Source organism: Gimesia chilikensis (assembly GCF_007744075.1).
Taxonomy (GTDB): domain Bacteria; phylum Planctomycetota; class Planctomycetia; order Planctomycetales; family Planctomycetaceae; genus Gimesia; species Gimesia chilikensis_A.
On record NZ_CP036266.1, the window covers coordinates 6,876,657 to 6,901,518 of the forward strand.

Below are 24,862 nucleotides of genomic sequence, written 5' to 3' on the forward strand. Positions count from 1 at the left end.
TCGCAGGCTTTTTTAATTCCCCTCTGAGAACTGAATTTCCAGTCAGTTCCACTTTCCACAATCGACACTGACATTCTAAAATTACCCCAGAACGAATCCTGGCTCAGGAATCACAGTTTCACTTTTCCCAGGCAATAGACCTCCCCTGACCAGCCCTCCGATCCCAATTCAAAACGCCCGGCAGTTACAGCTTTATGTCAAACGAAAAAACGGAAGGTATCATCATTCGACTGGCCGACTTCAGCGAGTCGAGCAAAGTGGTTACCTGGTTTACGCGGGACTTTGGGAAAACTGCGTGTCTGGCGAAAGGTGCCAAGCGGCTGAAAAGCTCATTTGAGGCTGCTATTGACTTACTTGCCACATGTCGGATAGTCTTCATCCGAAAATCTTCCGGCGGGCTCGATATTCTTACCGAAGCCCAGCTCGTGAATCGTTTTCGACCTTATCCTGGAAATCTGTCTCACCTGTATGTGGGGTATTATATCGCAGAACTGCTGGATGCTCTGACAGAGGAGTACGATCCTCATCCGGAGCTGTACGATGCAGTCTGCGAAACAATACAGCACCTGCAGGAACAAGACGATTTCCAGAAACCTTTGATTAAATTTGAATTAACCATATTAGAGGAGATCGGTCAGCTTCCTCAGTTCGAATACTGTGCCGGCTGTAACGGCGAACTGGGGCCTGCTGAAGCGTATCTCTATGATGCCCACAACGGCGGAGTGTATTGCCGGGATTGTGAACAGCAGAGACACGGAAATGTGCGTGTCTCGCGGGGAACCATCTCGGTACTGCAGAAACTGTCAACTGAAAAAACGGTACTGTCCCAGCGACTGAACCTGTCCCTTCAACAACAACGCGAGATTCGACACCTGCTGTCAACTACCATGTCCCATATCCTGGGGCGTCGCCCCAAAATGGCGTCCTACCTCAAACTGTAATCAATTCATTTTCCTCAGGTGGAAGTCACGGATGACCATGTCCACTTATGATCGACTTAATAAAACTTCACGCGTATTCCGCACTGTAGTTCAGGCTCTGATTCTCAGCGTCTGTATCAGTGCCACGGGCTGCGCCATGTTCAGCGACCGTTCGACCGGATTATCCGCGTGGAAACCGCCCTGGTCTAAAAAAAGCGTGACCGATGATCCCACTATCGACAACGTACGCGGCCCTATGCAGCGCGTGCTGCAGACAGCGATGTGGAAAAAAGAACGGGAATCCAATTTCATCAAACCTGGCGTTGGTGCAACTGAATACAAAAAAGCCCAGGAATTGTTTGACGCCAAGAATTACAAAGAGGCTGAAAAAGAATTCAAGGCTATCGTCAAGAAATTCAAAAACGATCCCATTCGAGAAGACGCTCAATTCATGATCGCCGAGTGTCAGTTTGCCCGGAAGCGATACTCCTGGGCGCAGGACAGCTACGATCAGTTGCTGGTAGATTTCCCTTCTACACGTCACCTCGATCAGACGACCAAGCGGATGTTTACCATCGCACGCCACTGGTTACAGGATCCTTCGATCATTTCCGGTAGTGAAGTCCAGCAGGTTAACCTGGAGGAACCGGGCTCGGACTCCCCCGAACTGCCCGATGATGGTAAAAAACGCAGCAGCCGCTGGGCACTGGTGCCCAACCTGTTTGACCGCAGTCGCCCTGTGTTCGATACCGAAAACCGTGCTCTCGAAGCCCTCAAATCCATCTGGCTGCATGACCCCACCGGTCCCCTGGCCGATGACGCTCTGATGCTGACCGCCAGTCACTACCTGCAGAAGGGGCGTTACATGGATGCAGACCGAACATTCGGCCTGCTGCGTGAAGAGTATCCAAAAAGCCCCCACCTGAAGGATGCCTTCATGCTGGGAACGCACGTGAAACTCATGTCTTATCAGGGTCCCCGCTACGATGCCACCGTGCTCGACGATGCTGGAAACCTGAAAGAAACCACACTGCGAATGTTCCCCAACGCCGACAAACAACGGCTGAAGACGGAACTTCAGAAAATCGAATACGCGAAAGCGAAGCGTGAGTGGGAGACCGTTCAATACTGGATGCGCCGCAGCAAACCCAAGTCAGCTGCTGTGTACTGTAACCTGCTGATCGAACATTATCCCACGTCTCCCTTTGCCAATCAGGCCCGCGATCTGCTGGCCGAACTGGGACGCGATAACACGAATCATCTCTGGGCCAATTACGCGGTGCCAGGGAAAAAGTCAGCTGAAAAAGAACCAGAACCATCTCGCTTCTCACTTCCGGGCATTCCCGGTTTTGGCAGCGACGAACCCAAGGCGGTTCCCGCCCCGTCCAAAGCACCTGCTGAGCAGGCACCCGCTGAGGATACGGGACTTGAACCACCGGCCCGTTTGAGACTGGATGGACTGGACGAACCGATTAGAAGAATTCCGTCAGACGGAGAACCGGAACCGGCACGGATCCAACTATAAACCTCTCTGCCTGGCAGAATTGTATCACCCTGTATGACTTAGCTTATGAAACGTTTTGTGGTCAACCTGTTCGTGCTGCTGGTGCTGTCAGTCAATCTGCCAGGCTGCGGCTACACCGTCGGCAATTCGTATCAGCCCGACGTACAGACAGTGTATGTACCTATTTTTGAAAATCAGACTCTGCGTCGTGGATATGAGTACCAGTTAACCGAGGCCGTGCAGCGTAAGATTCAGTCACGAACTCCTTTCCGACTGGCCAAAGGCGTAGAAGCTGATACCCGGCTTACCGGGACCATCAGAAAAATCAATAAATCAGTATTGGGGACCACTCAGAATGACGATCCTCGTAATCTGAATCTGGAGTTTGTCGTGGATGTCACCTGGGAAGATATGCGAAGTGGCCAAATTCTGTCACAGCAGCAGGTTCCCATTACTGCCGATGTCGTCAACCTGGTTTCCCAGGCTTCGTTTGCACCGGAAGTCGGGCAATCCCTGGCGACAGCGACCCAGAGAGTCACCGATGAGCTGGCCAATCAAATTGTACAACTTATGGAAGCCCCCTGGTAATTTTGATTCACAAACACACATGGTCAGGATCTCTCTATCCTGATAAAATCCTATACCATTTCAGAAACCCAACAATTTAAACCATCCCCACCTTTCAGATGAACCTGTCTACTACACAAGTACGGATTGCGAAATCTCATCGGGCCTCAAGCCAGACCTGCAATTCAGGGAAGGATTTGGATATCAAATGAAGTCAAAACCTGTCTTACACCAATGTGCTCTCATGTTATTCTCCTGGGCGATGCTGACACTACTTGTGACCGCGTCTCTCGAGGCGCAGACCGATCAGCGAAAACCACGCCCCGACCCGGCCGGCGCAGTAATGCAGGTCCAGGAACTCCCCAAAGCGCTGGAAAACATTCTGGAGAAATGGGAAAAGGAATCAGGAAAAATCAATAAACTGGAAGGCGAACATGTTCGCATCTGGTATGACGATGTTTTCTGTGTCGAAAAACGTTCCGAGGGAAAATTCTATTACGAGAAACCAGATAAAGGCCGGATCGATATTACCGGCATGAAAATTGGTAAGAATGCCAAGCCGGGTAAAGTGAATCCCAAAACAGGAAAACCCTTCATATTACAACCTGGCGAAAATGAGAAATGGATCTGTGACGGACATCGGATTTTCAAAATTGATGAAGATGAAAAAGCGTACGAAGTCTTTCCGATCCCCCTGGAGCGTCGTGGTGCCAATATCATGGAAGGCCCCCTGCCATTCCTGTTCGGGATGCCTGCAAAAACTGCTAAGCAACGCTATTATTTAAAACTGATAGATAACTCACCACAACAAATTGTCATCGCTGTCAAACCACGTCGGCGGGCAGATGCGGCAAATTACCAGGAAGCCAAAGTCCTGTTGGATCCGAATACGTATCTGCCGCGAGCTGTGCAGTTAATTCACCCAGGCGGGAATCAGTCCACTGTTTACAGTTTCCAAAAAGTGGAAGCGAACAAAGCCAGAGGCATCATCGCTACAGTATTCGGAAACAGTCCATTTACACCGGACCTGGAAGGCTATCAGCTCCAGGGTAAAGTGGTCGCTCAAGCCGATGGCGGTCAGGAGCTACAACCTGCTCCGCAGCAACAGATCGCTCCTATTCAGCATGCTACTTTTAAAGTACCAAATATGGTCGGACATGACTTTAAATCCGCCAGAAAAGTACTGGAAGATATGGGCCTGAAACCTCAGTTTCACCGAGGCGATCCTGCAGGACAACCCAAACTGATCTACCAGGTTTATCAGCAGGTTCCCGTACCAGGTTCTGCAGCTCAGAAGGGCCAGACGATTCATCTGAAACTCTACGTCGATCCGAGTAAAGCACAAAACTGAGTCGGGTAAGAACAAGAAATAACTCATAGAAAAGCCCTGGGGAAACCACCCCGGGGCTTTTTCAGTTATTGCGGGCGCGCATCGCACGTTGAATATCCATGCGAGCGGAATCTTTCTTGAGCTTCTCTCGCTTGTCGTGCAGTTTACGCCCCTTGGCGATTCCCAGTTTCACCTTCACCAGGCCACGGGTGAAGTAGACGGTCAATGGAATCAGCGTCAGACTTGAGTTCTCGGACCGCTCAGCAAATTTGCGGATCTCGGCTTTCTTCATCAGCAGCTTCCGGGGACGCCGGGTCTGATGATTCATTGTGTTCGCCTGCGGGTAGAGGGCGATATCACAGTTAAAGAGCCAGACTTCTCCATCCTGCACGCGGGCAAACGCCTCTTCGATGGAGATCTTGTTCGCGCGGATGCTTTTGACCTCGCTCCCCGCCAGCATAATTCCGCAATCGAGTGTATCCAGAATTTCGTAATTGTGGCGGGCCTTACGATTCTGGCAGACGGTACGTGAATTGGGATCTTCTTTCGAAGCTTTCTTCTTTCCCTTTTTACCCATTACCAGAATCTCCTGAAGTCACCCGGATAATCGGGCGAACGATGCTATCTCTAAAGACGTACATATTAACCGAGAATGAACTGATTTCAATCAGCTTGAAATCACATGCGCGTCTGGTATCGACACGCAAACGTGTGATCTGGTTCACAGCAAATGACTTAATTGCTGTCTGGTCGCAGCTGAACCTGCAGGGCCCCCAACATTCGGGTAATCTGCTTTTCCTTTTTAGAAATGAAGGGAACATTATCCAGCACAATGGCCCGTGGCTCATTCCGTGGATGTAGTACCAGTCGGCCGGAACGCAACAGGAGATACTCAAAGATATCGCTGATTTCCTTGTCAATCTTCAGGTTGGGAGCTGAAAATCGTTCGAGGTCACTCAGGAATCCATGGTGATGCAGCAGTTCATTACCACGAACTTCCCAATAGTCAAAGCGAACATAAATGCCCACACAGATAAAGATCAGCCCCAGAATCCCGGAGAACATCCAGTACATCTGAGAATTGGCCCAGGGACGCAGACTTTTCAGGAAATTCGACAGTGCGGGGACAATTTCCGGGTTAAACCGCAGGATCATCCAGGCCCCCATAAACAGAGCCACGCCGAGGAAGAACAGCGTCAACGACGTGGTGCGGGGAAAGTCGAACGCCAGTACCGTCAGGTTAAAGCCAAAGACGCCCAGAAAGATCAGGGCCATGACTTCAGCCGTATGTTCCGATTTACCGCCCACATACGCGGATTCTCCAGCGAATGTCATGAAAATCGCTGCTGCGATTGAGACGATCAGGGTTGGATAGAGAAACACAATCTTGGGGTAGGAAATCAGATAGATACGGTCGGGGACATCATCTTTGTGCTGCCCGGCTCCCGGTTTCAGTTCCTCACCCATCGTGGAATCATCGGCCATGATCGAATTCCTTATCATTATTCACTGGTGCTGGAGTCTGACGCTGAAACGCAGACCCCGTTATTAATCGAATAGACTTCCTTGAGCACAACGCATTTTGAGCCGCCAGGGATCACTAAAACCTGCAAGCAGAACCCGATTCGAGCACTGTCTCGGTGGAAATGTGTAGTATCCCCGGCAATTCAGAACCGTTAGTGTTCCGCAATAGTAGACGTGCTGAATGCGGACTGCAAGGCTGTTTAGGGACTGATACTTAGGACCTGCCACCTTCTTTCCCGCCTGGCTGTGTTGTCGCTTGATGGACAAGAGCCACCGTGTTTGCCGATTATGCGTGCGACTGGCTCTATTTTGTATAAAATATACAAAGAAAAATATATATAATATATAAAAATCAAAAGTAAGGACTTACTCACCTCCCGATTCCTTGGTACATATTAATGTATGAAAATACGATTGCCTGAACCCGTTCGTATCGTTTCAGTTCTGGGATTTTTAACCCTGATCACTGTCTCTACGCCCACCTTAGAGGCGGCAGAGAAGGTTGACTACCTGAAACAGATCAAACCACTGCTGACCGAAAAGTGCTACTCCTGCCACAGTGCCCTCAAGCAGGAAGCTGAGCTACGCGTTGAAACTCGCGAGTTGATGCTCAATGGCGGTGACAGCGGCGCAGCCCTCGTTCCCGGCAAACCAGATGACAGCCTGCTGCTCTACCGGATCATGGCAGAGGGGGACGAACAGATGCCTCCGCCTGAGGAAGGTGCACGTCTCTCAGCCAAACAGATCGAACTCATCAAAACCTGGATTGAGCAGGGAGCAGAGTCGCCGGCTGAAACGATACCCGGGCGACCGGAAGACCACTGGGCCTTCCAGCCTCCCGTCAAAGCCAAACTTCCTGCAGGAAATCATTCAAATCCGATTGATGCACTCCTGGGGGCAAAACAACAGTCACAGAACCTGACCCCGGTCGCTCCGGCTTCCAGGCGAATTTTACTCAGACGTGTCTATCTGGATCTGATCGGCCTGCCACCTTCCCCGGAAGAGATCGCTCAATTCGTAAACGACACCAATCCCAAAGCCTATGAAAAAGCCGTCGATCGCCTGTTGGCCAGTCCCCAATACGGAGAACGCTGGGGCAGACACTGGATGGATATCTGGCGTTATACAGACTGGTACGGTCTGGGAAAACAGTTACGTTACAGCCAGAAGCATATCTGGCACTGGCGGGACTGGATAATTGAATCGCTGAATAACGACAGCAGCTACGCAGAGATGGTGCAGGACATGCTGGCGGCAGACGAACTCAAGCCGACTGATCACGATGCGCTGCGAGCCACCGGCTTCCTTGCACGGCACTATTACCTGTTTAACCGCACGACCTGGCTGGACAGCACCCTGGAACATACATCGAAAGCGTTTCTGGGACTCACCATGAACTGCGCCAAGTGTCATGATCACAAGTATGACCCTCTGACGCATCACGACTATTACCAGATGCGGGCCATCTTCGAACCATATCAGGTCCGCCTGGATCCCGTTCCGGGTGTCACGGACCTGGAACAAGACGGGCTCCCGCGGATCTTCGATGCACACAATGATGCCAAGACCTACGTGCATGTCCGGGGTAACGAAAAAGATCCTGACAAAAGCCAGGCCATGCCGCCTGCAACACCGGAGATTTTCACGTTCCGAGAATATAAGCCTGCACCGGTCTCTCTCCCCGCAACCGCACATCATCCTGCCCTGCAGGAATTTGTTATCAAAGACCAGTTAAAAGCCGCTGACGCGAAAATCGCTGCAGCACAGAGTAGTCATCAGAAAGCAGAGCAGCAACTGGCGGAACTGGAAAAGACAGCCCGGTCTCAGGTTGCTCAAACAAAAACGCCTGCTCCTTCCAAACCCTTTCTGATCGACGATTTCGCAAAAGCCAATACGGAACTCTGGGAACTCGGCCCCGGACAATGGGCCTATCAGGATGGAAAACTGATCCAGACAAAAACCGGCTATGGCCGCGCTTACCTGCGATCCAAGGCGAATCACCCCGAGGACTTCCAGGCTACATTCAAATTCAAAACTACAGGTGGTGATAAATGGCGGTCAGTTGGACTCGCATTCGATGTGAATGGAGATCGGGAAAAGTGGATCTACCTGAGTGCCGTCCAACCCGGTTCCAAACTGCAGGTCAGCTATAAAGAAGATGCAAAATCCATCTATCCCTCCGAGGGGCGCCACGCCTGTGAAGTCAGCTTGAATGAGAACTATGAAATGGAAATCAAAGTTCGCGATCGGCTGGTCAACGTCTCCCTCAATGGCGAACATGCAATCGCTTATACTCTACCGCTGGCACGGGAAGCCGGAAAAATCGATCTGCTGGCATTCGATGCTGCCGCGGAATTCGATTCCGTTAAGATTATCCCCTTGCCAGCTGATGCAGAAATGATTCAAGGTAAACAACCAGCCAAACCGAGCCTGGAAGTCGCGCAGGCCAGGACCAGAACCTCAGCAGCAGCCCTGCAGTCGGCAAAACTGAATAAAGCCTCTCTGGAATCCGCATTCGCTGCGGACAAAGCCACATATTCTGATCTGCCCGAAGAGAAACAGACCGAACTGAAACGCGCTGCCGCCCTGGCGGCCCGTCAGTATGAGCTGGCTCAGGCAAAAGAGAAACTGGCCCAGCTTCAGGAAAAACGGCAAGCGACCACTAAAGCAGCGGATCAGAAAAAACTGGACAAAGAGATTCAGACCGCAGACAGCAAACTGCAGGCAGCCCGGAAAGCGATTGAGGAACCAGGTGAGAAATACACGCGGGTTCGTGCTTCGCTTAAAGCTCTGGAAGGGCCAGCTGAAACGGAAGCTTCCCGTTCACAGCCTTACCCCACAACCAGCACCGGCCGACGCACTGCCTTCGCCCGCTGGGTCACTGATCGCCAGAATCCACTGACCGCCCGCGTGGCCGTCAACCACATCTGGTTGAGGCACTTCGGTCAGCCATTGGTGGAAGATGTAACCGACTTCGGCCTGCGTTCCAAACAGCCACTGCACCAGGATCTGCTGGACTGGCTGGCAGTCGATTTCATGGAACACAACTGGAGCATGAAACACCTGCATCGCCTGATGGTCACTTCACAGACTTATCAACTCAGCAGTTCAACCCGCGACGCCGATCCTCAGACACTCAAAGCCGATTCAGCCAATGCGTATTATTGGCGTCGGAACACTGTCCGCATGGAATCGGAAGTCATCCGCGACAGCCTGCTCTCCCTGGCCGGAGAACTGGATCTGACGCTGGGTGGCCCCACCATCGATCCCGACAAAAATACAGACAGCAAACGCCGCAGCCTGTATTTCACCTACTCCCGTGACTCCCAGGAAAAATTCCTGAGTATGTTTGATGCTGCTGACATCTTTGCCTGTTACCGTCGTCAGGAAAGCGTTGTTCCCCAGCAGGCACTGGCTCTGGCAAACAGTAAAGTTTCCCTGCAGATGGCACGTAAAATCACTGCTCGATTACGGAAACAGGCTCCCGAAGCCAATGACGAGGAATTCGTCAAGCGAGCCTATGAACTGATTCTGTGTGTCGAACCGACGGCCGAGGCCCAGTCACTCTGTCTGCAGGCTCTGGGTGAAATGCAATCCGTCCTCAAGACGTCCGGGCAGAAAGAACCGCTCTGGCGTTCCCGCGAGAACCTGGTTCACGCCTTACTTAATCATAATGATTTCATCACCATTCGCTGAAGGTGCCTCATGAATCATCCATCATATACTGATCAGACACAAAGCCCGTTACCCCGCCGTCATTTTATGGGCAGCCTGGGGTCCGGACTGGCCGGGATCTCTCTGGCTTCTCTGCTGCAGGAAGAGGCGCAGGCCTCCGGACATCATCCGCCGACCGGACAACCACACTTTCCTCCCAAAGCCAAAAGTGTGATCTGGCTGTTCATGCGGGGTGGCGTCAGTCATATGGAGAGCTTCGACCCCAAGCCGATGCTCACCAAATACGAAGGGAAATCGATCAGTGAGACTCCCTGGAAAGACGTGCAGGACCCGGAAAAGCTGAAAAAAGTCCGAGTGGTTGTGGTCAATGATGCCAATGGTCAGCAGCGTAATAAAATCTATCCGTTGCAGGTCGGTCATAAAAAGTATGGCGAAAGCGGCATCGAAGTCAGCGACTGGTTCCCCCATATCGGCGGCTGCGTCGATGACATTTCGATCGTGCGTTCAATGTGGACGACCGATGACAACCACGGTGCCCAGGTGCAGTTCCATTCCGGCCGTCACATGCTCGATGGGCGTGTGCCTACCATTGGCGCCTGGGTCAATTATGGTCTCGGCACTCTGAACCAGAACCTGCCACAGTTTATTAATATGGGCCCGCGTTTCTTTGACGTTCGCGACGGTCATTACCTGGGCCCCGCCTATGATTCCGTTCCTCTGAAAGTCGACCCGAAAAATCCACTCCCTTATGCCAAGCCGGAACTGGATCTTTCTCATCGGGAACAGCAGATTGAGTTTTCTCTGGTCAACCAGTTGAATCAACTGAGTGCCGAACAGTATCCGAACGATACTACGCTACAGGCACGCATGAAATCTTACGAGCTGGCGTTCCGCATGCAGACCGCCGTTCCGGAGGTGATTCGTTTCGATCAGGAAACCAAAGAGACCCAGGATCTCTATGGACTCAACAACCCGGAGACCAAACCGTTTGGCATGCAACTGCTGGCAGCCCGTCGGTTCGTCGAGAAGGGAGTTCGGTTCATCCAGATCATGCACGGCCCTGGTGCCGCTGGTGCCTGGGATTCGCACTCCAACCTCCAGAAAAGCCATTCCAAACTGGCCAAACAGGTTGATCAGCCTGCTGCTGGTCTGCTGAAAGACCTCAAACGCCGCGGCCTGCTCAAAGATACGATCGTCGTCTTCGCCACCGAATTCGGACGGACCCCTGGGTCGCAGGGAAGTAATGGCCGTGATCACCATCCCTACGGATTCTCAATCTGGATGGCCGGCGGTGGACTGAAAGGGGGCGTTGCACACGGGGCAACCGATGAACTCGGCTTCCACGCCGTGGAAAAACCGCATTATGTGACCGACGTGCATGCCACACTGATGAAGCAGCTCGGCCTGAACGCCCGCCTGCTGGAAGTGCCCGGCCATAAGCGTATTGAAATGGATTTCGGTCACCCCATTGATGAAATCATCGCATAAACCAGCACCTCCATCACCAGCCGAGCCGCTTTTCAAGGGATTCATCGGGCATCTTTTCTACTGACCGGTCGAATCCGCTCAAGGAACCGGTATAATAAGACCGTGCGATTCAGAATCGTACGGTTTCCTTATTTACCAGGTTGCTGCGAAAGGGTTTCCCATGCTGCGTTCTGTCTGTCTCGCGCTGACACTGTTTTCATCCCTGCTGTTGCTGAATATCGATCGGGCAACTGCGAAAACCTACCGGGTGTATTTCCTGGGAGGCCAGTCGAACATGGATGGATATGGCTATGTCAAAGATCTGCCGAAAGACTTGAGTGACCAGGTCTCCGGTGTGATGATCTTTCACGCGAACCCGGCACCAGATGCCGTCCCCGTCGATGGCCGCGGTATCTGGGCTCCACTGAAACCCGGTCATGGAGCCGGTTTCAAGTCGGATGGAACTTCGAATACATATTCTAATCGATTCGGAGTGGAGCTGACGTTCGCCCGCAAGATTAAGGAACTGGCCCCCGATGAACCGGTGGCACTGATCAAGATCTCGCGTGGTGGCACCTCAATCGCCATCGATGCCGCCGGCAAATTCGGTTGTTGGGACCCAGATTTTAACAGTGGAACCGGTGCAGGGCAGGGAATCAACCAGTACGACCACTTTCTGGCAGGCATGAAACGAGCCTTACAGACACGTGATATCGATCAGGACGGAGAGCCAGATACGCTGGTGCCGGCTGGAATTGTCTGGATGCAGGGAGAAAGTGATGCTGCCTACACGGAAGAGATTGCCAAGCAGTATGAAGCCAACCTCAAGCGACTGATGGACTTAATACGCGCAACACTACTGACAGATGACCTGCCCGTTGTGATTGGACGTATTTCTGATTCCGGAGATAATCCGGAGGGAAAGGTCTGGAATTATGGTGAAATTGTACGCGATGCCCAGGCGTCGTTCGTCAAAAAAGACAGACATGCGGCCCTGGTAACCAGTACAGACGGATATGGTTATTCGGATCGTTGGCACTATAATTCAGCAGGTTATCTGGATTTAGGCAGTAAATTTGCCCAGGCCCTATGGAAAGCCCCCCAGGATTAGTACTATCCTGCGTGAAGACTTTCCTTTTTATATTCTATTTGAGAGTGTGATGTTCGATGTCTGCAACCAAACCTGAACTGCTTTCCCCAGCCGGAACCCGTAAAGCCATGCAGTACGCTTACGCCTTCGGGGCGGATGCCGTCTACGCGGGACAGCCCCGTTACAGTCTCCGTGTACGGGAAAACGAATTCAACAAACTGGATGTCATGGCGGATGCGGTCGCCGAAGCACACAAGCTGGGCAAAAAATTCTACATCGCCAGCAACATCGCCCCTCACAACCTCAAGGTCCGCAGTTACCTCAAAAATATGGAACCGGTCATCGACATGCAGCCCGATGCGTTGATCATGTCGGATCCGGGACTGATCATGATGGTCCGCGAACGCTGGCCCGATGTGCCGATCCATCTTTCAGTGCAGGCCAACGCAGTCAACTATGCCACCGTCAAGTTCTGGCAGAAATTTGGTCTGACCCGGATCATTCTGTCGCGGGAACTGTCCATCAAGGAGGTGGCTGAGATCCAGAAAGAATGCCCCGACATGGAGCTCGAAGTCTTCGTGCATGGCGCACTGTGTATTGCCTATTCCGGACGTTGCCTGCTATCAGGTTACATGAATCATCGCGATTCCAACCAGGGGAACTGCACCAACGCCTGTCGTTGGGACTATAAAGTCAATGAAGCCGTACAGACACTGGAAGGGGACATCGTGCTGAAGAATCCCCCGCCCCCACGTGAACCACAGTTGCCGATCGTGGACCAGGTTTTCCTGCTCGAAGAACCACAACGACCGGGAGAGTACATGCCCGCCTATGAAGACGAGCATGGCACCTACATCATGAACTCCAAAGATCTCCGCGCGGTACAGCATGTGAAGACCTTTACCGACATGGGCATCAGTTCGTTAAAAATTGAGGGACGAACCAAGTCCTTCTTTTATGCAGCCCGCACCGCACAGGTCTATCGTAAAGCCATCGACGATGCTGCAGCAGGGGTGGAGTTCAATTACGAACTGATGGAAATGCTCGACAGCCTGTCGAATCGCGGTTATACGGAAGGTTTCTTCCAAAGACATGCATCAGAGAGCATGCAGAATTACGAGCACGGTCGGTCGGTTGCCAGCAAGCAACAGTTTGTCGGCGATATCATCGACCGCGATGCAGACGGTCTGATTGTTGATGTCAAAAACAAGTTCGGGCTCAATGATGAACTCGAGCTGATGACTCCTGCAGGGAATACGGTCTTCTCACTGAAATCGCTACTGAACCAGAAATCAGAATCTGTGGACGTGGCGCCGGGCAGTGGGCACGTAGTGAAGATTCCCTTCACAGAGAATCAGCTTGAAGAGAGTGCAGGCTCGATGAGCGACCACGATCAACAGTTCGCACTGCTCATGAAATCGGTTGGGACGCCAGCGACGGCCTCACTCACCTAGAGCCGCTTACTTCTGACCTTTAACAGTCAGTTCGTTGTTGATCTTGCGCACCCCCGGCTCAAGCATCGCCAGGAATTCGACCAGCTTCCGAGTTCCTGCTGAGTCGACCTCACCACGCAGTGTCACACTGTGATCGGCGTTGACCTGAAACTGCACGCCACTCAATTTGTCATTTCGAGTTCGCAGTTGATCGAAGGAATTCCCGATTGATGTGGAGACGTTACTCACAGGAATCGCCGGCGCCGTAAATGCGACTCGTAACTGGGGTCGGAACTCAGGGACCCTGGGCCCCGTCTGCCCTGCATTCCGCTGATTCAGACTGTTTTGCGAGCCTCCCCCCGTCGCACGATTGAAATTCCGATTCTGTCCGGGAGCACCGCCGGTCGCAGACTGGGCATTATTGCGACCAATAAATGCATTCTGCGCAGCATCAGAGCGGCCAATAAAATTGTTCTGAGAGTTAAGATTTTGTGGCGTTCCCATTCCAGATGAGAGCGGTGTCTGCAGATTGTTCAGAGGAGTCTGTGCTGTCCCTGAACTTCCCCCCAACCCGGATGTGGATCCTCCCAAAGATTGATTCCCCCCCCGTGATGATTGTGAGCCACCACTGGTAGAAAGCGTCTGCACCTGCCCCTGACAGATTTGTGTCTGGAGCATGACCGCACACGCAAAACCCGCAGTGATCATTGAACTTGTGAAGAATTTATTCAACATGATATTCCCTTGAAATGGGAGATAGAACAGGGGCTTGCAGACACTTCTCTAATTATACCATCGTCATTTACGGGGGGAAGCAAATAATCCGTTTGTCGCCCGCTGCCTCTTTAGCGATTCCCACTCAGACGGTATTGCCGATATTCTGTGTCAGACTGAGAATCAAGCGAAGTTCCCTGCTGAACCGGTGCAGGTTCAATCCGGGTCTGTTTTTTCTCGTTGAGCAACTGCCCCAACTGTTCTTCCAGTCGTCGAATCCGCAGATCCCGATCATCGGCAGATGGAGATTGTTCGCGCGGCGCGAGGGACTCGGCACTCACCTGTTGAATCACAGGTTCCTGGACTGGCACTGATACGGTCTTACGTTTGAGATCGGCAGCCAGTTCCAGTCGCTTGCCGCGCTCACGTCGTGCCAGCGTCTCGACGGAGGTGACAGCATCTTCTTTAGGTTGAGGAGCAGGTGATAGTTGCGCCAGTGGTTGAGCCGAATCAGCAGGAGGCTTATTGCCTTCCAGTTTGACAGAAACCATCCGGGAATAAACTTCGGGGGCCTCCGTTTGAGTCAACTTAACCCGCAGAGCACATTCCGCCTGATCCTTCCCTTTACGCACGTAGGGAATGAAGAGTTGATAAGCTGGCCCCAGGGTCGAGTCCACAGCATGAACCTGCCAGGCTCCGGAATCAAATTTGAACTGGTGGATCGGCTTGGACTGCTCGGCCCCCTCACCCTGATCGTCATAGAGGTAAATCATGACCTCCCCCTTCACGTAGACGGGGGTCGTATTGTTGTGTTGAAAAAAGAGTATCTGTCCGGCGAATCCGCGTGTAGGTAAACCATCCACTCCCTTGCCTTCTGCCGGCTCCCACAGCGCGATCACTTCCACTGCCGGCTTCTTTGCACTGGCATACTGTCTGGAATTCTGCCAGTTCCAGGTCGTGAGTGCCAGGCTGCTGCAACCAGACAGAGGAATGAAACACAACAGGCAGATCACAGAATATCGCATAGATCTGATCGAATGCTGCATTACTTAGTCTCGCTTCCAGTAGGGAAATTTCGGTTTCTTGAATCGTGTTTTCGGAGCAGGTTTAGTGGGGATCGCAGGTTTTGATTTCGTCTCATAATTCATCTGCTGAATTTCTCCCCCCAGAGCAGGTGCCGGCGGAGTTTCGGGCATTGGATTCAGATTCGATTGTGGCATCACAGTCGTGGGAATCTCTTCCAGCATACCAGGGCCATCGGGCATGAATTCCGGTTCTCCCGGAGGCACTGCGAAGATGGGACCGTGCATATCTTCTGCTTTTTCCACCTGTAGATGAATTCGTTCGGCTTCCACCTGCTTGATGAATTCAGAATCTGCATCGTTGCGGATAATTCTCGGCGTGAGGAACACGAGCAGTTCTTTACGACGTGTAGAGAGATAATCGTAACGGAACGGGATGCCCAGAACGGGGATGTCACCCAGCCAGGGAACCTTACGTTCGATCGTGGTATCAGATTCTGTAATCATGCCCCCCAGAACAACGGTCTGTCCGTTGGGCACACTGACTGTTGTCTGCACGGAAGTAATATTCTTGATGGGAGATTCCACAACGTTACCGGTGGTCGCATCGGTAAAGATGGGAACACTCGATCCGTTAAAGTCACTTTTCTCCGCCAGGGTTTCCATGACAATGTTGCCGTCCGGACTGATTCGGGGAGTGACCGTCAGGATAATCCCTGCTTCCGACTGCACGATAACAGGATTCGCTGAACCGACTGCGGTGACAGAAACTCCATTGACCACGGGCACAATCTGACCGACCTGAATTTGAGCTGTCACATTATCTACAGTACGAATCTGTGGACGACTCAGAATGTGCACGTTCCGTTTTGCGGCGAGAGCCCGAATCAGGATACTCACCGATTCCGAACTGGCAGAAAGTACCAGTCCACCGAAACCAAGATCACTGTTGCCTCTCTGCAGCGAGAAGTTACTCAGGGCCTGGCCTGCGGTGTTGCCGGTATTATTCGTGTTATTGGTCCCCAGAGGATTCACAGAATTGAAGATGAAACCTGGTGTTGCTTCCTGAGACACGATCGTCTGATTGGTCTGAGTCACGTTATTCTGCCCGGTTACGGTCTGCTGTACCGTCAGAACATTATCAATCAGACTGCGGTTAAAGAGCAGGGAGTCCTGGATCCCCAGTTCCACACCAAACTCATCGTCGTTATCCAGTTCCACTTCGACAATCAGGGCCTGAATAATCACCTGCGGTGCTTCTTTATCCAGCTCTTTGACCAGGTTGGAAACCTGTTCGAAATAACGGGGAGTCGCACTGATGATCAGGTTATTGTTGATCGGTTCCGGAACCACAATCACTTCGCGTTCCAGCAGTTCAAAACTGCTGATCAGATCCGGGTCCTGGGCAACCAGTGACCTCTGCGTTTCGAGAAATTCATTGATTGCCTGAGATACATCAGCCACCGGGGTATTCTTCAATTGAATAACGGTCGTTTCCCGTTTCCTGCTGTCGGCACTATCCAGTTTGAGCAGAATCGCTTCGACGATCTGCAGGGCATCGGCGCCCCCTTGGGCAACAACAGAGTTTGTACGGCGATCGACTGAAAACTTGAGCGGAATCAGGTTGCTGTTCGCATCATTTACGCCTGCGATCTGAATTCCCAGATCGGTCTGCTGGTTTTCCTCTGAGAATGTTGACTGTAACAATGTAACCATTGACTCAGCATCAGCATTTTTCAGTGTAAAGACTTTGAGCTCTGCAACTGTGGTGACGCGTTCGTCAAACTGTTGAATCAGGGCGCCGATCAGGTCCAGGCTATCCTTAGGGGCTGTTACAACCAGTGTATTGGCCCGAGGATCCGGAATCAGACGAATGTCAGCCAGAAGACCGGATCTGAGTACCCGACTCTGCTGCCCTTCTTTTGACAGGTATTCAAGTACCACAGAGCGGGCTTCCTGCAACTGCTGTGCGGCTTCCCCACCGGCGCCACCAATGTTGGCTCCCAGGCCGGTCGTAGTCCGGGCGGCTGCCGGATTTAATACACTCTGCAGAGTAGCATTCAACGTTTCCGCCAGATCGGCGGCAATGGCATTCTTGAGTGGGAAGATCTTAACACGGCTCACCGCCTGTGACTGATCCAGATCAATCTTATTGATTAAAGCAGCCACTTCCTGCATGTCGCGAGGCTGTGCCTGCACGATGATCGAGTTCGTGCGAATATTTGGTGAGACCACCACCCGCGTCCCCAGTCCGCCGCGCTCGTTGTAAAACTCACGCAGGGTTGTCGCAACCTGACTGGCGCTGGCGCTCTTGAGCTGAAATACACCAAACTCATTCATCGGATCCACTGGCTGATCAAGTTCATCAGCCAGTTTCAGAATGGAGGGCATGTCAGTTTCCGGAGCCAGAATCAGCAGGGCATTCGGTTTTACCAGGGGAATGATTTTAATCTTCTGTTCCTGCCCCTGGATTGCCCGCAGCTTGACGAGGTCTTCGTAAACACCATTCAACAGTTCTGCCAGAGCAGCAGAGTTCACATTCCGCAGATTTAACAGATGAATATCGGGGCGTGTTCCTTCACTGAGTTTTTCCAGTTCCTTGATGATCTTCATCAGCGCGTTCACATCTTCATCTTTCCCGCGCAGAATCAGGACTCCCAGATCGGGAACCGACTCTATGTTGACGTTACCACTCAGGTCCTGTAACAGTTCAGGTAATGATGGCTTTGGGGCCATGTTCTCCGGTTTTTCAGCCGGTTGAGGTGGTACCTGTGGAGCGTTCGGGTTTTGTGGTTGAGCTTCATCAAACGACATTTGGTCGATACGTTCCCGTAGCTGATCAATCTGTTGCTCACGAGGCGCCCCCAGCTGATCTACATAGCCTCTTGCAGGTCTGTTCCGGGTAGCGGCCGCAGTGGAGGCAACCTGTGTCTGCTGATGCAGTGTCTGTGCAACTCGACCAATTTGTGGTGAACCCGTTACGAGCTGAATTGATTCCGCATAACCATTGGCAGATCGGTCCAGCTTGAGAACGGTTGATTTGAGGGCAGCAGCTTTCTTCCGTGATGACTCGAAAACAAGTTCGTTGTTCTGTTTGTCCAGACCGATACGGAAATCGACCTGAGCTGAGATCACATCCAGACCTTTACTGTCCTGATCCCGATTTAATGTCTGCTGGCGTGATTCAAATACCACAATACCAGGCAGCCCCCGGGGGCCTTCCCCCTGCAGTTCTGCCTGTGTTTCAAATGCATGATAAAACAGTCTGAGAATGTCGGTGCTATGAACGGTACGGGGATGGACACTGAAAAGGACTTTTGCAGGTTCAATTGCGCCCGGTTGCAACTGACGGGCACTGTTCTCAAATGCCGGTGGTTCTACAGTAGCGGCGATATCTGCGTGTCTGGTTGCTGGAACCGAAGTTGGTGCAGCCTCCTGATGTGATACACGCTCGACATCTGACGGCTTCTGCTGAGGCTGCTCTGATTCATTTTCTGCTGACTGAATTGTCGGACGGATATATCGCGCCTTGGTCGATCGGAGATCCAGGACGACAATAAATTTATCTTTCTGTAACAGACGGAACCCTTTGGGTTCCAGATCCCGGTTCAAAATCTGAAACGTTTCTTCGAGGGTATGTGGTCGTTTATCTCTGCGGGAGAAGAATCCTTTGGGAACAACGTCCATCACAAGTGTCAGTCCGCTTTGTTCTGCGACTTTACGAAGTACCTGATCCCAGGTGGACTGTAGATGGTTCAGGGTAATATTGGCAACATCTTCGCTGTTTTCCGTTTCATCCTGATCCTCTGCAGGCAGTTCGGATACGGGAACACTCTTTGAGGTCACCACTGCAGCTTTTGCTGACTGATCAGACGACGCAGTGGAAGGTTTGCGCAGGCGGTTCCAAAATCCCGGTTTGCTGTCAGCATATGCTGAGAGAGAGGGACCGCACAGTATAAGAATCGTTAACAGACAACGTAGATGTCTGGAAAATTTTCTGACTATTCTATTGTAAGAAAACAAGGGGGCACCCCATTAGAATCAGAAGTGAACGAGAGGAATCAAAGGTCGGGAAAGTGGACGCATCTCAGGCGAGATCATCTCCGACAGAATCCCTACAATCGTTATTATCGGTAAAGTTTAACATTGACATTGAACAAAGGTTTTGATTTTGCCAAGAAAGTCGGTGTTTTCCCACCGGAGCCAGTCCGCCTTAAGTGCATATTTATCAATAACTTACAACACCACTCGAAATGCAGGCGCAGGAAGAAATGCATTGCTGGCGAATATCGGCAGGCAAAATAGGATGTATTGGACTGATAAAAGGAGAGGAGGATCTACGTAGATAGGAGAGTTTTGCTTTTACAAATGCCACATAAGAGAGATGGGATGCGGCGCTAATTTAACACGGGAACCGAGGCCAGGTTTCGCAGAGATCTGAAATTTTCTCCCAAAGAGAGCATCCAGGGCTTTCCGTCTATTTCCAGAATGATGTGTTGATCGGTGATCGTTTTCACAACCGCATGCAAATCTGCGACATCGATTGAATCCCCCTCTTTGACTTCCCGTTTTTCATTGGTAGCGCGATTGCGGATCCAGGCGATTCGACGGCCATCCAGTTCGATACTGCCTGTTAAAAATGTAAAAAATGCATCATCTAATGTGACATTAACTGTCAGCTTCTGAGTGCTGGACGCAGAGGGTATCCCGGAATCGGTGACTTTGACTGTCACAGGGTATTCTTTCATTTCTGTCGCTACGGACGGCGTCCAGGTCAACTCACCGGTCTGAGAGTTGATCCGCATGCCTTCGGGAGCACCTGACTCTAATTCGAACATCAGTTTCTGAGCAGGTTGATCCGAGTCAGTTGCTTTTACCTGGAGGGTTAAGGGGCGCGTCTGGTATGCCGTCACAGTAGATACCGTTTCCAGTTTTGGGGCGGTATTTTTTTCCATAAACTCGATCTCGAACGTTCTCTCAACTTTCTGATCGCCTTGGGTGGCAGTGATTGTCACGGGAAATGTTCCGGTCTTCTGTTCTGTTGCCGGTGCCCATTGCAGTTTTCCAGCCTGGGCTACAATCCCGAGTAAATCTGATTTGACAGAAATCTTCGGTGCTGACTGTGAGGGATTGATCCCTGCAAGGGGCAGGGACAGATCCAGGCTGTTACCTCTGATCAGAGTCTGTTTCCCAATATCGCGAAGTTCCAGTTGATAAACCTTGTCAGGAACCGGTTTGGCGAAAGGACTGTTATCAGCGATCTGCTGATAGTCATATAATGCCTGCAGGTATTCCGGCACCTGAGTTACAGCCGCTCCTTTGTTATGCGAGGCTGGTCTGGTATCAAGCACACCACGCTGGACAGTCCACTCTGTTGAAGTACGACTGCTCACATTCAGAATTTCATTATCAATTTTGATCAGGAAGCTCTCACCAGAAGGGAAATAGCGATCCGACAGAACCTTGAGCAGCTGAGCATCCTGGGTCAGAGTCTGTTGCAGCTTCGTGCTTCCTTCTGCTGTCTGATTCATGGGAGCCAGTTCGACCGGAGTCCCCGCTTCATAGCGTGCCGGCACCGTTTGGCTAGTACCACGGGTCACTGTCCAGGTATCACCCTTGATCGCATTCACAGTCAGAAATTCCTGATTAATCCGCACGCGGAACGGAGTTTCGTTCGGGAACTCCCCAGCCCCATTCAGTTTCAGACTGGTTGCATCAAAATTCAAACTCTCAGACAACCTGGTACGTGGAAACAGCTGTTCGCGCGGCCTGGCTTTACTCAGTGCCAGCCCTTCCGCAGTTAACTTCACTTCTAGCTGATCCGCTTTTGCAGTCCCGGTGCTGTCCAGTTCGAGATTGATGATGTTCTGACGTAAATCGGTCTGGTAGAAATGCAGCAGAAACTGAGCGAGTTGAGCGTAGGTTGCTGTCCCTTCCAGCGACACCTGAATCGCAATATAGGTTTTGCCTTCTCGAATCCGCCGCCCGGGTGAGAGTTTCAGATTGGTAATACCCGAGAGTTCCGCTACATCGCTCAACCATTCGAGGTAAAGACGCTGCGCGTCATGCTCGTCTGGAGGGAGACTATGTGCCACCCAGTCACCCAGTTGTCGGGCAGAGCGGAGCAGTTCCAGTTCTTTGTTCTCCTTCTGATCGATCTGTTGATTCAATACTTTAAGCTGATTCTGCCGTGTCTGAACCGGTTCGATGAAGGTGCTGTTAATCACAGGCATCCCGAGCCAGACCAGAATGATGGTCCCAAAAATCGCAGCTAGTATTTTTTCTCGTTTCTGCATAACTTTTACATTCAACACTAATCAAGATCGTGGCAGCTCAGACAGTTAAAAACTGCTGACATTATTTTTTTGTTTCTGTTGCCGACTTCGTTGTGGGGGCTTCTTGAGGCGGCAGGCGCTCTGCATCAATTTCAAAGGGAACCGGGTACTCGGTATCGCTCGTCAGATTATTACTTCGTTTGGGATGGACTCGATAATTGTTGTATGAGAGCTGCTGATTCAGATCTCTCACGTCCAGGTCATCTTTGGCATTGCCAGTCGTACGAAGACGGCTCAATGACTGGCCGCTGGAACGACTCACAGAGAGCTCACTCAAATAGATCCGGTCTGTTCCCGGTAATACGCGTTCCAGTTCCTGAAATACTTTTAAGGTCGGAGAATTCGATTTCTCCCATTCTTCGATCACAGCCACCGACTCCAGAGTGGGCAGTCCCCGCTTGAGCAGTTCATCGAGATCGCGCTGTACCTTTTGCCGCTCTGCAATTTCTTCATCCAGTTCTGAGACCCGCTGATGTGTGAGAAAAAATGCCGTCAATACGATCAACGCCAGTCCACCGACTCCCAGAGCAATCTGCAGTTTCCTGCGATCCGGTTTTTCTTCTGCTTTATGGGGATGCAGAAAATCAACTGTTTCCAGACGTTTGTGCTGCCGAGCATAGACGAGTCCCAGGGGTCCTGCCACAGTGCCTGGTACAGCAGAAGTATCTGCAGTCGTTATAGATGCCAGTGGATTCAAAACTTCGACAGTACACTGATACTGTTCCTGCAGATCCTGAATAAGTGACTGCTGTTGGGACTCATCACCGATCAGGGTGATGGAACTGATACCCTGGCCTGCCAGTTGAGTACTGCGTGCCATGAGAAAACGTTTCAGTTCGGTCTGGATTGTTTGATTCGAAACAGTTCCGTCTGCTTCAGAAACCGGTACGGAATTGGTAAACAGTAACCGACGCGCCTGGATCAATGACATTTCCAGATAACCGTCCGTCGGATTCAGTATCAATGTCGGCGATTCCAGATCTCCCTTTGTCGTATGGGCAACCCATTCCGCAGCACTGACGGAGCTTAGTCCGGTAGAGGCGACTTCCAGCCCCATCGACTGAAATGTTTTCAGAGCTTTGTCGTGTAAATCTTTTCCGATACTGACAACGAGAACGTCGCGGGTGGTCTTACCTTCCTGAACCGGCATCAGCAGGTAATCGAGCATTAACTGTCCGAGAGGGACAGAAGATTTCGTAGCCGTCTGAAACCGTACAATTTCGGGAATTTCATCCAGAGGAACATCTGGAATTTCGATCAGGCGCACCGTGGAATCGTGACGGGGAAACGAAATCAGGACCTGCTTCGCGGAGACTCCCAGGCGATGCAGTTCATTCTTAAGCCAGCTGCCGGCAGAGACCGGATCCTGCGCAGGACGATGTTGTTCCGGCCAGGTAATTTCAAAGGCACGTTTGATGGAGACCGAGGTCACACCGACATGCGCTTCGATTCCAGTCAGCTTCGACTTGTCCCAGTTAATAGCCAGATAATCTGCCATAATAAATTTCTCAATAAACGGGTTTAAACATCCTGAGTTCGACTGCCGGTTTGTCTGATACTTTGCAATTACTGATCCGGTGACGTTCCCTGTACCGTCGAGAGATCATAGCCTGCACCGAGATTACTTAAATCACGAACATAGGTAATGCGTGGCGGAATAAAAGTTCCGTCAATAATGGCTTCCATGCGAGTCATCTGTCCTGACTGACCGAAATAGCCCAGCGTCTGCACTCGAAAGACATCGCCGCCACTACAGATATAGGGGGCCAGTTTTCGCAACTGTTCTATTGTCGTCAGACCTTCAATCACAAGCCATCCCGTTGTCTGACGAGCCTGGCTGATTTCTGTGGCAGGGGCTCCGTTTGTAGCAGTCATTTGGGAATTTACGATCGCATTAGCCAGCGTTTCATCCATTTCGGGAATTCCCAACAGAGTTTCCAGGCGGGCTTCACTGATCTGAATTCGTCCCTCAATGTACTGATTCTTTGTGGTCGTCAACATGTCATGGAGAATCGGGAGACTGGTCGTCATGCTCGCCGCATCTGCAGGCCAGGGACTGGTCAGTGTTGTCTTGGTCCCATCGATTTCGATTTCCACTTCTGATCCCACCAGATCATAAATGGAATTGATTGTGAATGCGGCTCCGGCAGACAGGTCCATGCCCCCGCGGGTGACCGTCACTCCCTCTTCCGAAAATATTGCTTTGGCCAGACCGGTCGCCAGTTCATTTAAGGCCTGTTGTTCCGACGTACTGCCTCCCACGGTTGTCAAGGTTGGCCCCGAGTCCAGATCTTCAGCAGTCTGCAGGGGCCCACTCACTCTGTAAGCGACGATGAACCGGGCTTCATCAGGTCCCAGTTCGGTCTCCAGTTGATCGTAGAGTTCCGTGAGCATGGTCTGATTGACGTTAATCTTCTCAGAGCCATCCGGACGAATATTTATCTCTCGACTGTGTACTGTGAGATAAGCCGACCAGCCTGCATTCAGCACCCCATCTGCATTGTCCAGGGGCAGCGTGGCATCGCCATCGTCCTCATTCGGATCGAGAATACCATTGCGATTTGTATCTTCACCATAGAGTAGTTCCGGAGTCACTCCACGGACGAGCAACAGTTCATCCAGTGATTCCAGCGGGGCATTTTTTGCGTAATAAGGTGATTCCAATGTACCATAGTAATCGCTTTCAGCCCCATAAGCGCGTGGATCATCATCTTCATCGATCCAGTCCAGAATCGCCGAGGCAATTTCCTCAGTCATATTCGGGATATACATCAGACGATCAACAGCAGTGATTGCCTCAACATCCAGTTCATTGTCCTCTTCCGTCGCCAGAATATTGAGATTCAACTTGCCCGACTCATTACTCAAACCGAAGCGAATGGTTTTTGATTGTGCGTCTGAGATGACCGGGGCAACAATACTGAAATAGCCACTCACGCGGGGAACATCGCTGGGAATCAGATTGATATTCTGAAACTGACTCGGATTGTGATACGAATTCCAGCCATCAACATCAGAGCGATCTCCAACATAGGCGGCCGCCAGTTCGATTCCGGAAAGCGCCAGCTCCCGAGACTGAATCGCCCGACCATAGCTGTTGGTGGCTTCGATCTCCACGATCATCAGTTCCGAAAAGGTATACGCCCCCAGACTGAGCATCACCACGACTACTAGCACGACCAGCAAAGTGCTACCTGCGCGTTCCGACAGCCTGCCGACAGGTGTCTGTCGAATGCTACGAAAACCAGGTTGTGAATTGACGGTGTACTTCATGGATTATT

The 24,862-nt window shown here is 51.5% G+C and carries 16 protein-coding genes; 8 read left to right on the forward strand and 8 right to left on the reverse strand.

The genetic code is table 11. The annotated features are described in order from the left end of the window. Positions 1 to 194: 194 nt before the first annotated feature. From recO to HG66A1_RS26035, 4 genes are all read left to right on the forward strand, one after another. Positions 195 to 941, forward strand: a complete 747-nt coding sequence (gene recO / locus HG66A1_RS26020; RefSeq protein ID WP_145191130.1) for a DNA repair protein RecO — start codon at positions 195 to 197, stop codon at positions 939 to 941. 31 nt (positions 942 to 972) lie between these two features. Continuing rightward, the gene (gene bamD / locus HG66A1_RS26025) at positions 973 to 2,445 is read left to right on the forward strand and encodes an outer membrane protein assembly factor BamD (protein ID WP_145191133.1); all 1,473 of its coding nucleotides are present in this window, start codon (positions 973 to 975) and stop codon (positions 2,443 to 2,445) included. Between the two features lie 45 nt (positions 2,446 to 2,490). Next, positions 2,491 to 3,012, forward strand: coding sequence for an LPS assembly lipoprotein LptE (gene lptE, locus HG66A1_RS26030; RefSeq protein ID WP_145043990.1), 522 nt, complete (start codon positions 2,491 to 2,493; stop codon positions 3,010 to 3,012). 223 nt (positions 3,013 to 3,235) lie between these two features. Beyond that, the gene (locus HG66A1_RS26035) at positions 3,236 to 4,342 is read left to right on the forward strand and encodes a PASTA domain-containing protein (RefSeq protein ID WP_197996808.1); all 1,107 of its coding nucleotides are present in this window, start codon (positions 3,236 to 3,238) and stop codon (positions 4,340 to 4,342) included. A 61-nt stretch (positions 4,343 to 4,403) separates the two neighbouring features. Here the strand turns inward: HG66A1_RS26035 and smpB are convergent, their stop codons facing one another. Together smpB and HG66A1_RS26045 are read right to left on the reverse strand one after the other, a co-directional pair. Continuing rightward, complete coding sequence (smpB, locus tag HG66A1_RS26040; RefSeq protein WP_145043994.1) at positions 4,404 to 4,898, reverse strand: SsrA-binding protein SmpB; 495 nt, start codon at positions 4,896 to 4,898, stop codon at positions 4,404 to 4,406. A gap of 158 nt (positions 4,899 to 5,056) precedes the next feature. Next, positions 5,057 to 5,806, reverse strand: coding sequence for an FHIPEP family type III secretion protein (locus tag HG66A1_RS26045; protein WP_145043996.1), 750 nt, complete (start codon positions 5,804 to 5,806; stop codon positions 5,057 to 5,059). Positions 5,807 to 6,259: 453 nt separating this feature from the next. Between HG66A1_RS26045 and HG66A1_RS26050 the strand changes: the two genes are divergently transcribed. From HG66A1_RS26050 to yegQ, 4 genes are all read left to right on the forward strand, one after another. Further along, positions 6,260 to 9,541 (forward strand): DUF1553 domain-containing protein, encoded by a 3,282-nt coding sequence (locus HG66A1_RS26050; protein WP_197996809.1) that lies wholly within the window; start codon positions 6,260 to 6,262, stop codon positions 9,539 to 9,541. Positions 9,542 to 9,550: 9 nt separating this feature from the next. After that, positions 9,551 to 11,008, forward strand: a complete 1,458-nt coding sequence (locus HG66A1_RS26055; protein WP_145191141.1) for a DUF1501 domain-containing protein — start codon at positions 9,551 to 9,553, stop codon at positions 11,006 to 11,008. A gap of 160 nt (positions 11,009 to 11,168) precedes the next feature. Continuing rightward, positions 11,169 to 12,098 (forward strand): sialate O-acetylesterase, encoded by a 930-nt coding sequence (locus HG66A1_RS26060; RefSeq protein ID WP_145191144.1) that lies wholly within the window; start codon positions 11,169 to 11,171, stop codon positions 12,096 to 12,098. A 56-nt stretch (positions 12,099 to 12,154) separates the two neighbouring features. Next, the gene (gene yegQ, locus HG66A1_RS26065; protein WP_145191148.1) at positions 12,155 to 13,531 is read left to right on the forward strand and encodes a tRNA 5-hydroxyuridine modification protein YegQ; all 1,377 of its coding nucleotides are present in this window, start codon (positions 12,155 to 12,157) and stop codon (positions 13,529 to 13,531) included. 6 nt (positions 13,532 to 13,537) lie between these two features. On the opposite strand, the gene HG66A1_RS26070 is transcribed toward yegQ, so the two are convergent. The 6 genes from HG66A1_RS26070 to HG66A1_RS26095 form a co-directional block, all read right to left on the reverse strand. Beyond that, positions 13,538 to 14,188 (reverse strand): BON domain-containing protein, encoded by a 651-nt coding sequence (locus HG66A1_RS26070; protein ID WP_232106676.1) that lies wholly within the window; start codon positions 14,186 to 14,188, stop codon positions 13,538 to 13,540. A gap of 167 nt (positions 14,189 to 14,355) precedes the next feature. Continuing rightward, the gene (locus HG66A1_RS26075; RefSeq protein WP_145191155.1) at positions 14,356 to 15,249 is read right to left on the reverse strand and encodes a hypothetical protein; all 894 of its coding nucleotides are present in this window, start codon (positions 15,247 to 15,249) and stop codon (positions 14,356 to 14,358) included. A gap of 24 nt (positions 15,250 to 15,273) precedes the next feature. Then, positions 15,274 to 19,092: a secretin N-terminal domain-containing protein gene (locus tag HG66A1_RS26080; protein WP_145191158.1), complete on the reverse strand. Its 3,819-nt coding sequence runs from the start codon at positions 19,090 to 19,092 to the stop codon at positions 15,274 to 15,276. A gap of 551 nt (positions 19,093 to 19,643) precedes the next feature. After that, positions 19,644 to 21,542 carry a cadherin repeat domain-containing protein gene (locus HG66A1_RS26085; protein WP_145191161.1) on the reverse strand — a complete coding sequence of 633 codons (1,899 nt, stop codon included), beginning with the start codon at positions 21,540 to 21,542 and terminating at the stop codon, positions 19,644 to 19,646. Positions 21,543 to 21,603: 61 nt separating this feature from the next. After that, positions 21,604 to 23,079 carry a hypothetical protein gene (locus HG66A1_RS26090; RefSeq protein WP_145191164.1) on the reverse strand — a complete coding sequence of 492 codons (1,476 nt, stop codon included), beginning with the start codon at positions 23,077 to 23,079 and terminating at the stop codon, positions 21,604 to 21,606. Between the two features lie 68 nt (positions 23,080 to 23,147). Further along, entirely contained in the window at positions 23,148 to 24,854 is a 1,707-nt protein-coding gene (locus HG66A1_RS26095) for a general secretion pathway protein GspK (protein ID WP_145191167.1), read from the reverse strand. Between the last annotated feature and the right edge of the window lie 8 nt (positions 24,855 to 24,862).